The organism is Bremerella volcania, assembly GCF_007748115.1.
GTDB classification, from domain to species: domain Bacteria; phylum Planctomycetota; class Planctomycetia; order Pirellulales; family Pirellulaceae; genus Bremerella; species Bremerella volcania.
In genome coordinates, this window is sequence record NZ_CP036289.1 from 2,024,733 (window position 1) to 2,040,057 (window position 15,325).

Consider the following 15,325-nt stretch of genomic DNA (forward strand, 5'->3'; position numbering starts at 1 on the left):
CTAGTCGAGTTGGTGATAAAGGTTCTATCGCGGCGCATATTCAGTTGGTGCTAGAGCAAACGACTGGATATTTATGTTCGAAAGAAGAAAGCCGTCGCGAGATTGCCTGGCGACGGCCTTTTGGAGTGATGAATTTCATTGCCGAAGACGGCTTCGATTTAGCTTGCTGGTTCGCTTTCGGTGGTCTCCAATTCACGCTCCAGGAACATGCCCATCTGGCGGAATTTGTCGTAGCGGCCTTCGACCAGTTCGTCGGTCGGTTTGGCGATCAGTTCGTTGACCGTTTTGACCAGGTACATCTTCAGGCGGGCTGCCATCTGGTGATGGTCTCGGTGGGCTCCTCCGAGTGGCTCTTCGATCACGTCGTCGACGATCCCGAACTTGGGCAAGTACTTCGAGGTGAACTTCAGGGCCTCGGCGGCCTTGGCTTTGAACTCGTGGCTCTTCCACAGAATGCCGGCGCACCCTTCCGGGCTGATCACCGAGTAGTAAGCATGCTGCAGCATGGCCGTGCGGTCGGCGACGCCGATGCCCAGCGCGCCGCCGGAACCACCTTCGCCGATGACGACCGAGATGATCGGCGTCTTCAATCGGCTCATGGCGAACATCGCGTCGGCGATGGCCATGGCCTGGCCGCGTTCCTCGGCGCCGATGCCTGGGTACGCGCCTGGGGTGTCGATGAACGCGATGACCGGCAGGTTGTACTTCTCGGCCAGTTCCATCTTTTCGATCGCCTTGCGGTAGCCTTCGGGGTTGGCACAACCGAAGTAGCACTCGCTGCGTTCCTTCAGGTCGCGTCCCTTGAAGTGACCGATGAACATGACCTTGTGCTTGTCGAGTTTGGCAAAGCCGGTTCTTAGTGCGCGATCGTCACCGAACTTGCGGTCGCCGTGCAGCTCGACGAACTCGTCGAAGACCAGGTTCAAGTAGTCGGCCGACTGGGGTCGCTTTTGATGGCGCGCGACTTCCACCGTTTGCCACGGCGAGAGTTCGCTATAGATTTCACGCATCGTGTCGGTGAGCTGCTTGCGGACGCTGCGAATCTCGTCGTGATGTTCTGGCGAGTCGTTTTTCTCGGCCTCCAACTTTTTCAGTTTGTTCTCGAGGGTTTCAATCGGCTGTTCGAAGTCGAGATAGATCGAGGTGCTCATGAAAGCTTTCGGTGCTCCAGGCAATCAGTGGGATAGGACGCTACGCGAAGTTACGATTCGCCTGACGTCGAAGTGGATTCATCACCGCTGGCCGTCGCGGCTTTTTCTCGTTCGACGAGTGCCGCCGGTTTGCGGGGTGGAATATTGTAAATCTTGGTATTCTTCAGCAGACGCACGACGTCGTTCATCGTGTCGGGACGCTGCTTGGGATCTTTCGCCATCATCCGTTCCACGAGCGAGGAAAACTCAGGCGTGACGTTGTCGTGAGCGGCTTGCAGCGTCGGGATCGCGCCTCGCAAATGTTTATCGAGCAAGTGATCGGGACTGGTTGCCGTGAATGGCAGCTTGCCGCTGATCAATTCAAATACGGTACAGCCAAAACTATAGATATCAGCGCGATCATCTAATGCCGCGCCGCGTATCTGTTCGGGGGACATATAACTACGGGTGCCTTGGACGTTGCCTTTGACTTTCGAGCCGCCGAAGAGCTTGCCCAGGCCGCTCTTCTTTTTCTGGGCGATCGAGAAGTCGATCAGCTTGAGGTTGCCTTCGGTATCGAGTAGGAAGTTGTCAGGCTTCACGTCGCAGTGAACCCAGCCTTGCTCGTGCATGTAGCCCAGGCTCTTGGCACCCTCTTCAATGATCTTGGGCGTCCAATAAGCGAGTTCCTCGACCCCGTCGCGAATGGCCATCTTCATGTTTCGCGAAAAGGCGAATTCCAGAACGAGATAGGCGACGCCGCGGAAGCTATCGAACTCGTAGACGTGAATGACGTATGGATGATCGAACTTGCTGGCGACGGTGAACTCGTGCTTCAGCGAGTTGATTTCTTCTTTGTCGCGAATGTAGTTCTCGCGAAGCGTTTTGATGACGACCTTACGGCTGTCCAGGTCGTGAATGGCTTCCCATACCTGACACGTCTTGCTCGCGCGCAGCATACGTATCAAGCGGTACGGACCGATATAGTTTCTTCCTGCGGTAGACACCGATGAGATTATCCGTGAGGAGGATTTGCCCCTATTTGTTCCCTGAACCTATCGGATCGATAGGCCTCTTAATCTTACCCTAATCATTGCGGTTTCAAAAGAGTGAACTACCGTCACATCTACCGTAACCACAATAGACTTCCCAGGTTAGACCACTTCGTGGCCATTTCGGCGAAGCACATCCTGGTAGATTTCGCGCAGGCGACGGGTCATTACCTGATGCGGAAAGACCTGGCTGCACCGCCGTCGCCCCTCTTCTCCCAGCTTCTCGCGGAGGGTTGGGTCTTCGCACAGCTGGATCAGGGCCGACGTCAGCTCGGCCGTGTCGCCAGGTGGAAGTAGGAAACCGGTCTCCATGGTGGACACGACCTCGCGTGCCCCGTCGATATCGAAACTGACCGCCGGCTTGCCGCTTAGAAGTGCCTGAGGAAGTGCCCGGGCCAGCCCTTCGCGGAGACTCGTATGCACGAGAACGTCCATGGCCGAGATGTACTTCGGAATCTCTTTCGGGGGCACCAGTCCGACCAGGATGAAGTGATCGGTCAGCCCTGACTCGGCGATCATCCCCTCGAACTTCTCACGCAGGATGCCATCTCCCACGAACAGGAACTTGGCCTGGGGGCACTTGGCGACGACATCCCTGGCCGACTCGATCACATACTCGTGCCCCTTCAGGTGAAACAGCCGAGCAATCTTGCCGATCACCACGTCGTCGCGCTGAATGCCAAGTTGCTGGCGCGTTTCGTTGCGCAGCGTGCTGCTATCGAGAAACGGTTCGACTTCCATGCCGCTGTAGACGGTGATGAACTTTTCGCGCGGGGCGACCTTGGCTGCGACCAACAGGTCGGTCATCGCATCGGCCACGCTGACCAGTTGGTGGCACTGGCTGGCCGCGTAACGTTCGCAGGCAATGAAGAACTTCCGCGCGAGGGTTGATTGATACGGATGAAACGGCGCGCCGTGAACGGTGTGAATGACTGCCGGTACCTTGAGCGCGGTGGCTGCCCTTCTCCCCAGCATGCCCCCCTTCGCGCTGTGCGTGTGCACGACGTCTGGCTGAAACTCTTTGATCGCGGCTTTGACTTCCTGGTAGCCTCGGTAATCGGTGACCGGATGAATGTTCCGCACCAGGTTGGGCAGCGTTTGCACCGGCACCCCTTGCGCGTGCGCTTGCTCGAGCAGGTTTCCTTCGGGCCCTTCGCTGGGGCCGGTGATCAGCAGAACGTCGTCGCCGAACTGTTGAACGAGATCTAGGCAGTTGTAAAGCGTGTTCTCTTGCGCGCCGCCGATGATCATTCGGGTAATCACATGAGCAACACGCATCAGATCGTTGGCCTTGGAAAGAGTTCAATCGAACTTGGGATAATGGACTTCAAGCAAGTATAGTCCATGCGCCGGGGCCGTCATGCCGGCCTGAACGCGATCGCATGACGCAATGATGTCGGCCATCGAATCGGCGGTGCGCTTCCCCTGCCCTATGTCGACCAAGGTGCCGGCAATGATGCGGACCATGTTGTACAAGAAGCCTGTCGCTTCGACCTCGATGAAGATCTTCATGCGCTCATCCGCATCGTGAACCGCGACGGTGGCATCGAGCATCGTGCGTACCGTCGACTGACGCGGCGAGCCGGTCGCTTGGAAGGCGGCGAAGTCGTGCTCGCCGATCAGCGCCTTCGCGGCCACTTGCATCGCTTCGACGTCGAGAACGCGTTTCACGAACCAGGCATGCCGGAGCGAAAACGGATCGTTGATCCGGCCTGGCTGAAGGACGTACCGATAACGCTTGGAGATTGCATCGTTGATCGGTCGAAACGTGGTCGGCACATCGCATGCGTGCCGCACGACGATGTCGTGGGGGAGTGTCGCGTTGAGCGCCTTGCGAAACGCGTCCGCCGGGATCTTCGACCGGGTACGGAAGCTGGCGACTTGTCCCCACGCGTGAACGCCGGCATCGGTTCGTCCACTGCCCGAGATGTGGACTTCTTCCTGGGTGATGCTGTTGATGGCGGCTTCGAGCGCCGCTTGAATCGTGGGGCCAGTCGGCTGACGCTGCCAGCCTTGATAGTTGGTGCCGTCGTAGGCAACCGTCAGCTTGATGCAGCGGCCCGGAGTTCGGGCCGCCGCGTGCTCGGTAGATTCCATGGCACCCGCCTGGCTTTAGACGGCGGCCTGGCTGCGAACCAGAAGTTCCGCGATCTGAACGGCGTTGGTAGCGGCACCCTTTCGCAGGTTGTCGCTCACGCACCAGAACGTCAGACCGTTTTCGCAGGAGATGTCTCTGCGGATACGGCCGATGAAGACGTCGTTCTTGTTGGTGCAGTCCTTGGGCATGGGGTACTCCCCTGCCCCGAGATTATCGACGACGGTGATGCCTTCGGTCTTCTCGAACAACTCGCGTGCTTCGGCCGGCGAGATCGGACGCTCGGTCTCGACCATGATCGTTTCGCTGTGGCAGTTGGTCACCGGCACGCGAACGCAGGTTGGACAGACCTTGATCGAGTCGTCGCCGAAGATCTTCTGTGTTTCGTACACCATCTTCATTTCTTCGGAGGTGTACCCTTCGTACTTCTCGCTACCGATCTGTGGAATCAGGTTGAAAGCAATCTGGTGGGCGAAGGCCTTGTTTTGGAAGGACTCGCCATTGAGCACGGCTTTGGCACCGTTGACCAGTTCTTCTTCGCCGACCACACCGGCACCGCTGGTGGCCTGGTAGGTCGAGACGACGACGCGTTTGATCTTACTGGCGTCGTGCAGCGGCTTCATGGCGACGACCATCTGCGTGGTCGAGCAGTTCGGGCTGCTGATGATCCCCTTGTGGTTCTTGATCGCTTCCGGATTGACTTCCGGCACGACCAGCGGCACGTCTTCTTTCATGCGCCAGTAGCCACTTTCGTCGACGACGATGCAGCCTGCTTGGACCGCCCACGGAGCGAACTCTTTGGCGGCTTCGTCTGGGGTGCTGCCGATGGCGATGTCGACTCCTTCAAATGACTCAGGCGTCAGTTCTTCCACCGTGTGCGTGGTGCCGTTGAATGTGATCTCTGTGCCAGCGGAACGTTTCGAAGCGAGGAATTTGATGGTTTTGTAAGGGAACTTGCGTTCCTCTAGTAACTGACGGATCAGTCGTCCTACGGCTCCAGTGGCTCCGACAATGGCCAGATTCTCGTACACGGGGAATTCCTATCGGGTTAAAACGAACTACCTGTATGGATCCTAGCGGATATCCAAAACCTGCATTATAGAATCACGCCCCGGGACACATCAACGCGTAATGAGGTTCATTCGGGCGGTAGGCCGCGCTAGACTGCAAGTAGAAGCGTCTCAAATTCCCTGGTAAGTGTTGGCTTGATGGTGTGTTACTGGGATTCTGCCAGGGGGATGAAATTCTTTGAGAATTCATGCGGTTTTCGCGACGATTGCGTCGGTTTGCCCCCCTGCTCTCCCCTTTAGGCCGCTTCGGCAACTGGTTCTTTGGCCAGTTTACTACGGATGTCGGCTTCAAGTTCTCTTATGATCCAGGGGCTGACGAATGCCAGGTTTCCGATCAGCATTGCCAGGCCGAACGTGACCATGCCCATGCATAGGGCAATTCCCAGGTGAAGTGGAATCGCCATGAAGAGAACCAGCGGCCTTGTCAGACGAGGCCAAACCAGCGCGCTGTAGCTCAGTTCCCAGGCCAGCGAAACCTGGGTCATCAGCGCGATCAGCAGCGGGTAGCTGGCCAGCCAGGTCATGTCCATCGATTGGTATTCGCTATTGGCGACCGCGCCCCACAGGGCCGTCCCTTCCCACCAGGTGTCGCCGAGCAGTTTACCGGTTCCGGCGAACAGATAGATCACGCACATGTGGAGCTGAATCAAGCGGACCGAGACGTTCGCCGCAGTGCTGGTCGTGGGGAGCTTGCGATTGGGATAACGCCACTTCTCGATCAACCGATCCAGGCTGTAGGCGGCCCCTGCCCCGCCCAGCATCAGGTACATCGCCAGCATCACGTTGATTTGATCGAGCCCAAACAATGCACCGGGTGCTCGGTGGGCGTAGCTCACGGCGATGATGAACGTGAGGATGCTGGTGATGCGGGAACAAAAACCGAGCGTGAACATCAGCAGAATGATCAGTGCCGCGATGTGTACCATCCACAGCATGGCCGGGTTGCCGTCGAACAGCCACAAATAGCTGAACGCGAACGAGCTGCCCTGGTGCATCCGATCGACCAGTTCGGCCGAGAACCTCCCCTTCTCTCCCATGAACCCTGTCAGGTCGATCGACCAGACCAGGTGCGTGTAGAACAGCATGCTGCCGGCGAAGATACGCACCAGCCCGAGCGTGGCGGGATCGGTCGGTTTGAACCAGAAACGATTCCAGCCGTCGCGGATGCCGGAGAAAAGCTCTTGCAGGTAAGTCTTGAGCATCTTGATCACAGGCGATCCTCCGGCTGAATGACGTACACACCGAGGACCACTTCTTCGTACAGACCTGGGTCGTTCAAGGGACGACCGTTGGCGACGTCTTCCGGCATGGGGATCGCATGCTGCACCATCACGATGCGAACCTTGGCCGCTTCGGGATGTTGGCGAGCGAGGTAACGCGAGATCGAATCGAGGTAGGCGTCACGCAGACCGGTGACCGAGCGGTACTCGGCATGGGCACCTGGCGGCGCTTCCGGCGGTGGAGGCTCACCGGGGAGGTTGGCCGTGTTGAACATCGACTCGCTGATCATGAAATGGCGATGGTAAAACAACCGCGGCCAGTGCTCGTCGAGGTTGGGGAAGGTTCCCTCGCTGATTTCGTTGTCGGCTTCGTCCAGCAGTTCGTACCTCACCAAGTGGCTTGGTCCCGGGTTGGGAGCGAAGAAGCGATAGCCGTGACCGCGAAGGAACGTCGCGTGCAGGTATGGGGCCATGAACTGCTCGGTTCCCTGGGCCCAATAGCTTGATGGCGGAGGGGAAGCACAAGGTCCGACAAACAGTGCCACCAGGTGGATCAGCAGCAGGACGCTTACGAAACCGCGAAAGCCGGGGCTCCAGGTGATTTTCGGAGCGGGGGCCGGTTGTTCAGAGGGTGATTGAGGTCGATCGTTCATGGTATTCAACGTATCGACCAAATTGGCAAGAAAGGGTGCCTGAAATCGTGGGTGGTCAGGTCAGTCGATTTACAAAGAAAAAACCCTCGCCTGGAGTTTACCCAAGGCGAGGGGTTTTGTTGTTTAGTCAAACTATTCTGGCAAGCTCGCTACTAGAGCGAAGCAACCGAATCGGCATTGAAATCGAAGTTGATTTCACGCACGTCACCACCGGTCAGGTCGATGACCCTACGCTGGGTGATTGGCGTGCCATTGCGAAGGACGGTCACGACGATGTCGTAATCCTTCCAGGTTTCGCCCGGAGCCAGAGCAACGGTGCTGAACACACGCTGGGCACCCAGGGTTCGCATTTCGTTACCAGCCAGGGTAACCGAAGCGTTCGCAGGAACGTTCAGGGTGACCTTGGTTTCAACCGGAGCACCCACGACTTGGGTTTCTGGCTTGGCTTCTGGATCGAGTTGGAACTCGAGCTCCTTCGCTTCGCCAGCGGTCATCTCCAGCTTCTTCACTTCGCGAACGAGGCGGCCGTCGATACGCATTTCAGCGCGGACTTCGTACTCGAACTTGTAACCTGGTTCCAGGTCACGCGAAACGAAGCGACGGACGGTACCGGTGCTCGAAGTGACTTTGTCGTTGACGTAGATCTTGGCACCTGCGGGAACGGTGACGTTGATGACGGCATCGTTACCACGGTAGGAAGCCGATTCAGCCGGAATGGCTGGTGGCATGTCCGCTGGAGCGTCCATTGCCGGAGCCGATTCGACTGGCGTGTAGTAGGTACCGCTCGAACCACCGCTGCTGCCGCCGCTCGATGCGCCGCTGCTGCCGTAGCTGGAGCTGCTGCTGCCACCGCTGGAACCCCAGCTTCGCTTCACGCGATGGTGACCGAACAAACCGCCGCCGCTCGAACCACCGCTGGATCCCCAACTGCTGCTGCTCGAACCGCCGCTGCTACCGTAGCTGGAGCTGCTGCTTCCGCCGCTGCTGGCGTAAGCCTTTCTGGCTTGGTGATTATCCCACCAACGTTGGAACAGACCGCCGCTCCAGTAACCACTGCTGGAACCGCTGGATCCCCAGCTGCTGCTGCTCGAACCGCCACTGCTGCCGTAGCTGGAGCTGCTGCTTCCGCCGCTGCTACCGCCACTCGATCCCCAAGAACCCCAGCCGGCTTCGGCCTGGCTCGTGCCCATTACCATGGCGGCACATGCCAGAGCGCCGGCCCACGCGAATTTTCGGCCAATGCTGCTTTTCATACCCGGATTCACTCCAACTACCGTTTTTCCAAACACGTGATCTGCTTTCGTTGCTAGGCTAGCACCACGCTGCCTTCCTAGAACTTAGCAAGTGTAGGTTTCAATTCAAGCAGAATGGGCAAAATTTGCTGAATAGATAGAATTCGTGGGCCTCTTGGTAGATGCGCGTAAAGTGCCTAGCTAGTAACGGTTTACGCGCAGATATCGGCCTGGTGAAGAGGGTGCCGTGCCACACCCCCTTTTTTAACGAGAGGCCTCGATCGAGAGGTTATCGACGTACATGGTCCCCACCGCCCCGAAATTGGTCACGCGAAACAGGGCTTCACGCGTTGCTGGGGGCACATTGACCATCTTGCTGACCTCGTGCCAGTCGAGCGAACCGATGAACGGGCCCAGAGCCGCTTTTCCCAGATCGCGGCGTTGTTCGTCGTAAAAAGTAATCACCATCATGGGGGCCAAAGTCCGATCGGGGCCCAGTCCCATCCCTTCGGTCTTCACCCATCCGTTGATCTTTAGTCGCTGAACCTGTCGGCCATCGAGTGCCAGCCCTTGCAAAACCAGCGCGACACGACCCGGATCTTCGTTAGAAAGCTTCAAGCACTGCGTGCCGCCTGGGGAACTGGTATCTTCGACGAGTTCCAGTTGGCGCTGGTAGTACCAGCCGGGGACGGAGCCGTCTTCGGACAGCTTCTGTTCGAAGTCTCCATTTTCCAAACGTGGATTCGCCGGATCAGGCTTCACCTTACGGCGTGCTTCCGCTTCGCCGGTCATCGGCACGAACAGCGTCGGCCGCAGCGGTTGGGCTTCGAGCTTGCCATCTTTCTTGGTGAACAGAACGAGCGTCTGTTGGTAACGTTCGCCCACGGGAATCACCATCAGGCCCCCTTCCTTAAGCTGATCGACCAATGGTTTGGGGACGTTCTCGGGCGAACAGGTCACGATGATCTTATCGAACGGAGCGTACTGCGGCCAACCTAAGTAGCCGTCGCCAACTTTCGTGTAGACGTTGTCGTAGTTGAGCCGCTTGAGCGTGCGCGCCGCTTTGCGTCCCAGGGGTTCTTTGATTTCGATGCTGAAGACCTGCTTCACCAGCGGACTGAGGACCGCCGCCTGGTAGCCGCTGCCAGTACCGATTTCCAGTACCTTGTCCGTAGGTTTCGGGTCGAGCGATTCGGTCATGTAAGCGACGATGAACGGCGACGAAATCGTTTGGTCTTCGCCAATGGGCAAGGCCATGTCGAAGTAGGCCTGCTGGCGCTGATTGGCGGAGACGAACTCGTGCCGCGGCGTATTGCGAATCGAAGCGATGACGCGTGGATCTTTGACGCCGTTGGCAATGATCGCCGTTTCCACCAACTCGTTGCGAGCCGCCTCGTAAGGATCACGGGCCTGGGCCGTCGAAATCAACGGAAGCGAGACCAGGGCAACAATAGCGGACCAGATCGTCCGGCGATTCATTCGAGTCATGAGCTTGGCAGGGGTAAAAGAGGGAAACTCTAGTAGGCCTACGACCTCCCATTATAGGTTGTTTATGCCCAGAACACGCCTATTTGCCCACTTTTTTGCTGCTCGGTCGCTGCCCTGAGAATCTCCGTCTGGCTTGCAACGGGCGGGCAGGAATCTGAGAATGTGGCTTTCCCCCGCCCCAGTCCCGCTGGAAAGACCGTCACATGCGTCACAATCCTGTCAAAGCGAAACTAAAAGCAGGCGAGCCCACCTTCGGAACATGGTTGTCGCTGGGCGATCTGTACGCCTCAAGGGTGCTGGCTCGGATGAGTTGGGATTGGCTGACATTGGATATTGAGCACTCCGCGATCGACTGGTCTCAGGCCGCCATGATCTTTGGCGCGGTGGCCGACGCCGGTAGCGTGCCGCTAGCCAGGATTCCCGATCACGACCATACGACGATCAAGCGAACGCTCGACGCCGGTGCCTGGGGAATCGTGGCCCCGATGGTCGATACGGTCGAACAGGCCCAGCAGGTGATCGCCGCGGCCAAATACCCACCGCAAGGCAATCGCAGCGTCGGCGGCGGCATGCACGCGATGAATTTTGATGCCACGGCCGGCGATTACTACCGCCAAGCGAACGATGAGATCCTGGTGATTCTGCAAACGGAAAGCCCCTTGGGCGTTGAGAACGCCGAGGCCATCTATGCCCTGCCCGGCTGCGACGGCATCTTCATCGGTCCCAACGATCTGCGAGCCCAGATGCGCACGTCGGATGGCGCCGACCCGACGCCGGAGGCACACGAAGAGATGATCCAACGCGTGATCGCCGCCGGAAAGAAGGTGGGCACACCGACCGGCATGCACACCATGGAGCCGGAGGAAGCACTAAAGCGGGCCAGCGAAGGGATGCAGTTTCTGGCGATCGGCAGTGATCTGCGAATGATGACGGTTAAAGCTCAAGAGTCGCTTAAGGTTTTGCGTCCCGATGGGGATCAACGAGACCTGGCTCGTTATTAATGCGGTTTGCTCGGTTAGAGTTTGGAAGTCTTAAGGCGTCGCGATGACAGAGGCGGATCTCGAACGAATGGAAACGGAGTTGGGCACTGCGCTCCCCTCCGACTACCGCGAGATCCTCTTGCACTTTCCCATTCGATTTGACGCAGGCACGGCCGATGGCTTCTTATGGGATGACGTCGAGGCACTAATCGAGCGAAATCAGGAGTACCGAACCACACGCAACCTTTGGGGAACCGAACTCAAGCCGCTACCGGAGAAATATTTCTTCATTGGTGACGACAAAGCAGGCTGGCAGCATCTGATCGATACAACGAGTGAGCCCTCGATGGTTTACACCATGGAATACGAAAGTATCGAGCGCATCTGGCCCAACCTGAATGCTAAGAAAGAGCACCAGTCGCTCTCAGAGTGGTTTCACGATTATCTGAAAAGTCTGCGAGACGATGGTATCGACATATCGGCAGAAGAGTACCCTTACGAGCCTGGGGGAGGTATTGCCGTACTGATCATCTTCGTCGTTCTGATGACCGTAATCTTCGTTCTCGTCATGCTTGGGATAGATTCGATCTTCCCGTTTCTTCCCAAACCTACTTAGCTGGCTCGGCCGCGACCTGTTGCCCCATCCCCTTGGTGAGGGCCATAAATGCCGATTCGAGGTTGATCTCCTCTTCGCGGAACAGGGTGATCTTGTGCCCTGCCTGGATGAGCATCGTCGGCAGGTCGCTGTAGTCTTCCGCTTCTTTCTTTAGCGTCACCAGCAGGTGATCGACGCGTGATTCGATGCTTTCAACGATGTCGGCTTGTTCCAGGACCTTACCGGCGGCGTCGTTGTCGCCCGTCACCGCGACCAGCAGCGTGGTCTTCTGTTTGACCTGCTTCATCACCTCGGCGACCGATGCGTTCACTTCCAGCACGCCGCGATCGATGATGCCGATCTTGTTACAGACGTCGGCCAGTTCCGGCAGAATGTGGCTGGAAACGATGATCGTTTTCCCCATGTCGCGCAGACGCTTGAGCAGGTTCCGCATCTGAATACGAGCACGCGGGTCCAAACCACTCGCCGGTTCGTCCAGCAGCAGAACCTGAGGGTTATGCAGCATCACGCGAGCCAGGCCCAGACGCTGTGTTTGACCGCGCGAAAGGGTGTTGGCGAACGCGTTGCGTTTGAATTCCAGGTCGACCAGTTCGAGCATCTCGTTGCAGACCTTGGCCCGCTCTTTCCCGTTGATACGGTAAGCGGCGGCGAAGAACTCGAGGTACTCGATCACCTTCATGTCGTCGTACACGCCAAAGAAGTCTGGCATGTAACCGACCAGTCGGCGGATTTCCTTCGGCTTGGTATAGATCGAGTTGCCGCAGACGTAGGCTTCGCCCCAGGTTGGGTTGAGCAGCGTCGCGATGATCCGCATGGTGGTCGTTTTACCGGCACCGTTGGGACCAATGAAACCGAACACATCTCCCTGGTTGAGATCGAGTTCAATACCTTTGATCGCGAAAAAATCGCCGTACTTTTTGGTCAGGTCGACGGTCTTGATCATCTCTGGGCTATCTCACTCGGGCTGCGCTTCTGGACGGGATAAATGATTCGCACGTACGACCACGATTGGGCCTGGTCGTTGTCGACCGATTGGCCGTCAACTTGGATCTTGCTGGGCGGGCTTTTCACCTTGCCAACCAAAACGGCTCGATCTCCGGCGATGTGCGAAGAGAGATCCACGTAGCTTTGAAATCGATTGGTAAGACTGGAATAACTGCGACCACCGGCGGCACTATGGAACATGGTGACTTCCATGATGCGCTGAACGTCGGTGCTTTGCCGGTCCCACAGTTCACCCCCATCGGTCGACTCTTGAACGCGGCGACGCTTGAGGACTTTCTCGGTGTTCTGGGCCGATTGACCGGGCACGATGCGGGCCGTTCCCCTGGCCGGCAGCTTGGCCACAAAGTAAGCCCAGCGGCCATGGAAGACGTAGCAGTCGGTCAGTTCCATATCGGTCGGATTGGTCAGCAGGCCTTCGATCAGTTGGCTCTCGCGTTCGCTGAGTGGTTCGTACTCGGTTTCATTCAGCGAACCCCAGCCGCGCCCCATAAGCGTTTTGGACGACCAGATCTGGATCGGTAGTTCTTGCAGCGATGCCTGGGTGGTTTCGCCGGTTTGTGCGAAGTCGATGTCGTAAGGAGTCGGCACCGTGGAGATCGACTGGCGAGCGCTCATCCCGCCGAGGCCGGAACCGGCGAGACCTTGCCAGCTGACCAGTTGGTTCCACTTGCTGGAAGGCACGGTGGACGGCTGCAACTCGACTTCATACCGCTTTGATTCGGGGCTGAATAGATGGAACCAGGTGGTCGAACGGACGAGTTGGCTTTCCAGATCGATGTCAACGACTTCGACGTGATTCATCTTCAGCGACGTCCCCTTCCACCACGTCGCCAGAAACCAGATGCCGACGCTGGCCAGCAAAATGACCGCGGGGAAGGTGACCCAGGTCCATTCCATTCGCAGGCCTACCTTGCGAAGGAAGAAGTAATCGCCGGGGCCGATCAACGCCAGATAAGCAATGATGATGAAACCAATCAAGAAGAACGATACGCTCCGCACGCCTGGGAATTGGTCGAGCGCCATCCGCAGTTGGCCGGCGATGTCGGTGTAGCCAAAGTGAGCGACGCTGCTGCCGGACTGCATCGAGACCTTCGCCTCGTCGAGCCGGTCGCTGATGCCATCCAACAGAAGCTTCAGCAGCGGCTCGCGGCCGGGCCAATTGGCAATGGGATTGGCCGATAGATCGAATGCGAAGAACTCGACGACACCAAATCCCTTCGCACTTCGAATCCACAGTGGAGTCGATGCCTGACGCGATCCTTCCTGCACCACAATGACTCCGGATGGATCTTGTATCACGGCGATCGGCAACGGTTTGTCCACGGGGCGATCGACGTGGGCAACGGTGTTGATCAACGCTTCCAGTTCGGTGGTGCTGCGAAGTTGTTGAACTTCGCGAAAGGTGCCTGGGCAGAAAGGAGCCAGCGGCTTGCCGGGGCCGATTAACTGGGCGGCTTGATCGCCGACTGACAGGGTCATCTTGCCACCCAGCTTCAGCCACTTCTCGATGGCCGCGAGTTGCTGCGGCTGCAGGGCATCGACCATCGCAGGATCGTTCGCGGTCCAAATGACGTGATCGATTCCTTCCAGCAGGTACCACTGGTTGGGCAACTGGCCTGGTTGGTCGAGGGTGGCGAAGGTGGTCGAATCACTTAGATCGGACGCATAACGATTGAGTGCTTCACCGAGTCCGATGTCGGGACCGATCTGCAGGAACAAACGATTCGAAGCCGCGACCGGCTTGGCTAACTGAGATATCGGGATTTCGCGAATCGAAGTCTTTTCACGGCCACCCTCTTCGGTGATGAACTTGATCTTCAAGTTAGAATCACGCCGGCCGATCTTGACTGGAATATGATAAGTCATGTAGTCGGCAAGGCGGAATGGATCAGGAGCCGTGATCTCCGTTGGTACCCCGTCGCTGTCCAAAGCGATAATCGATACCTTGGGCTTCGAGTCCAAGAACCCGCCGTCGCTGGACTGAACGTGGAGTCGAACTTCGGTCCAACTCCCCAGCTTGAAATGGCCGGCGATGCCGAGTTCGACCGACTGAATCTTCACGTCGTGCTCGTTGGCCACCCAATAGCCGGCGACCTCCGGCTTGGTTGCCGATGCATCATCGGACTGGGCACGTGCCGACGGCGAGATCGCCAATAGGCAACCCACTACCGCAACCAGGCAGAACGAAAAGTAGGTTGGAGTGCAACTCCGCATCGTGTTACCAAAACAAGCCTGGGCCTGTTCTCTTTGCGTTTTCAAACTAGGGGGTTCAGGCTTGTCAGGCCACTTTCCGCTGCTGGGCTGGCTCTCGTCATTCCAGGGGGAAGCAAGGGCCTTACAGCAAACTATTCAGGATAATCGGCCCCTGCGACTTGGGCGAGCCAACGCACGCGGCGGGTGGCCGAAATTTGCCGGAAGTTAACACCGTAGATTACGGTTTTTCGGCATCATCGCAGGTACAAACGAACTTTCCGCAGCCAGGGCAGCCGCTGCCATATTTTTCGTTCAAAGCTTCGGCTAAATCGATTCCGGCGACATTCGCGATCGTGGCCAGCCAGGCGATCACGTCGGCGAACTCCTCCTTCCGCTCCTGGTGCGTTCCCCCACGAAGTGCGGAGGAAAGCTCCCCCACTTCTTCCATGAGCCACATGAACGTTCCTTCGATGCCGCGAGACTCATCCTTTTCGTAGTACATCTCGCGTATCAGCTTCTGCAGCTGGCGGAATCCAACATCGTCGGAGTTGGTTTGCGGGGGACAGCTATCGGAAGAGGTCATAGGGGCTC

14 protein-coding genes are annotated in these 15,325 nt (G+C 57.7%); 2 read left to right on the plus strand and 12 right to left on the minus strand.

Annotated elements, in window-relative coordinates; genetic code table 11:
* Positions 1-158: 158 nt before the first annotated feature.
* From Pan97_RS08350 to Pan97_RS08390, 9 genes are all read right to left on the minus strand, one after another.
* The gene (locus Pan97_RS08350; RefSeq protein WP_144971641.1) at positions 159-1,151 is read right to left on the minus strand and encodes an acetyl-CoA carboxylase carboxyltransferase subunit alpha; all 993 of its coding nucleotides are present in this window, start codon (positions 1,149-1,151) and stop codon (positions 159-161) included.
* Positions 1,152-1,201: 50 nt separating this feature from the next.
* Complete coding sequence (locus tag Pan97_RS08355) at positions 1,202-2,137, minus strand: serine/threonine-protein kinase (RefSeq protein ID WP_144971642.1); 936 nt, start codon at positions 2,135-2,137, stop codon at positions 1,202-1,204.
* A 147-nt stretch (positions 2,138-2,284) separates the two neighbouring features.
* Positions 2,285-3,460: a glycosyltransferase family 4 protein gene (locus Pan97_RS08360; protein ID WP_144971643.1), complete on the minus strand. Its 1,176-nt coding sequence runs from the start codon at positions 3,458-3,460 to the stop codon at positions 2,285-2,287.
* 24 nt (positions 3,461-3,484) lie between these two features.
* Positions 3,485-4,279, minus strand: a complete 795-nt coding sequence (gene truA / locus Pan97_RS08365; protein ID WP_144971644.1) for a tRNA pseudouridine(38-40) synthase TruA — start codon at positions 4,277-4,279, stop codon at positions 3,485-3,487.
* A gap of 15 nt (positions 4,280-4,294) precedes the next feature.
* The gene (locus Pan97_RS08370; RefSeq protein WP_144971645.1) at positions 4,295-5,308 is read right to left on the minus strand and encodes an aspartate-semialdehyde dehydrogenase; all 1,014 of its coding nucleotides are present in this window, start codon (positions 5,306-5,308) and stop codon (positions 4,295-4,297) included.
* A gap of 275 nt (positions 5,309-5,583) precedes the next feature.
* Positions 5,584-6,549 carry an HTTM domain-containing protein gene (locus Pan97_RS08375; protein WP_144978231.1) on the minus strand — a complete coding sequence of 322 codons (966 nt, stop codon included), beginning with the start codon at positions 6,547-6,549 and terminating at the stop codon, positions 5,584-5,586.
* 5 nt (positions 6,550-6,554) lie between these two features.
* The gene (locus Pan97_RS08380) at positions 6,555-7,220 is read right to left on the minus strand and encodes a hypothetical protein (RefSeq protein WP_144971646.1); all 666 of its coding nucleotides are present in this window, start codon (positions 7,218-7,220) and stop codon (positions 6,555-6,557) included.
* A 152-nt stretch (positions 7,221-7,372) separates the two neighbouring features.
* Positions 7,373-8,473, minus strand: a complete 1,101-nt coding sequence (locus Pan97_RS08385; protein ID WP_144971647.1) for a TIGR03000 domain-containing protein — start codon at positions 8,471-8,473, stop codon at positions 7,373-7,375.
* A gap of 243 nt (positions 8,474-8,716) precedes the next feature.
* Positions 8,717-9,931, minus strand: a complete 1,215-nt coding sequence (locus Pan97_RS08390) for a protein-L-isoaspartate(D-aspartate) O-methyltransferase (RefSeq protein ID WP_241676373.1) — start codon at positions 9,929-9,931, stop codon at positions 8,717-8,719.
* A gap of 212 nt (positions 9,932-10,143) precedes the next feature.
* Here Pan97_RS08390 and Pan97_RS08395 point away from each other — a divergent pair, with 212 nt between their 5' ends.
* Entirely contained in the window at positions 10,144-10,941 is a 798-nt protein-coding gene (locus tag Pan97_RS08395) for an HpcH/HpaI aldolase family protein (RefSeq protein WP_144971649.1), read from the plus strand.
* Between the two features lie 43 nt (positions 10,942-10,984).
* Positions 10,985-11,536, plus strand: coding sequence for an SMI1/KNR4 family protein (locus Pan97_RS08400; RefSeq protein ID WP_144971650.1), 552 nt, complete (start codon positions 10,985-10,987; stop codon positions 11,534-11,536).
* Here Pan97_RS08400 and Pan97_RS08405 read toward each other — a convergent pair.
* The 3 genes from Pan97_RS08405 to Pan97_RS08415 all read right to left on the minus strand — a co-directional run bounded on the left by Pan97_RS08405 (position 11,529) and on the right by Pan97_RS08415 (position 15,317).
* Positions 11,529-12,479, minus strand: coding sequence for an ABC transporter ATP-binding protein (locus tag Pan97_RS08405; RefSeq protein ID WP_144971651.1), 951 nt, complete (start codon positions 12,477-12,479; stop codon positions 11,529-11,531). The two genes, Pan97_RS08400 and Pan97_RS08405, sit on opposite strands and share 8 nt — an antisense overlap.
* Positions 12,476-14,755, minus strand: a complete 2,280-nt coding sequence (locus Pan97_RS08410; protein ID WP_144971652.1) for a hypothetical protein — start codon at positions 14,753-14,755, stop codon at positions 12,476-12,478. Before Pan97_RS08410 ends, Pan97_RS08405 begins: the two co-directional genes overlap by 4 nt.
* Positions 14,756-14,972: 217 nt before the next feature.
* Positions 14,973-15,317, minus strand: a complete 345-nt coding sequence (locus Pan97_RS08415) for a MazG nucleotide pyrophosphohydrolase domain-containing protein (RefSeq protein ID WP_144971653.1) — start codon at positions 15,315-15,317, stop codon at positions 14,973-14,975.
* Positions 15,318-15,325 lie beyond the last annotated feature (8 nt).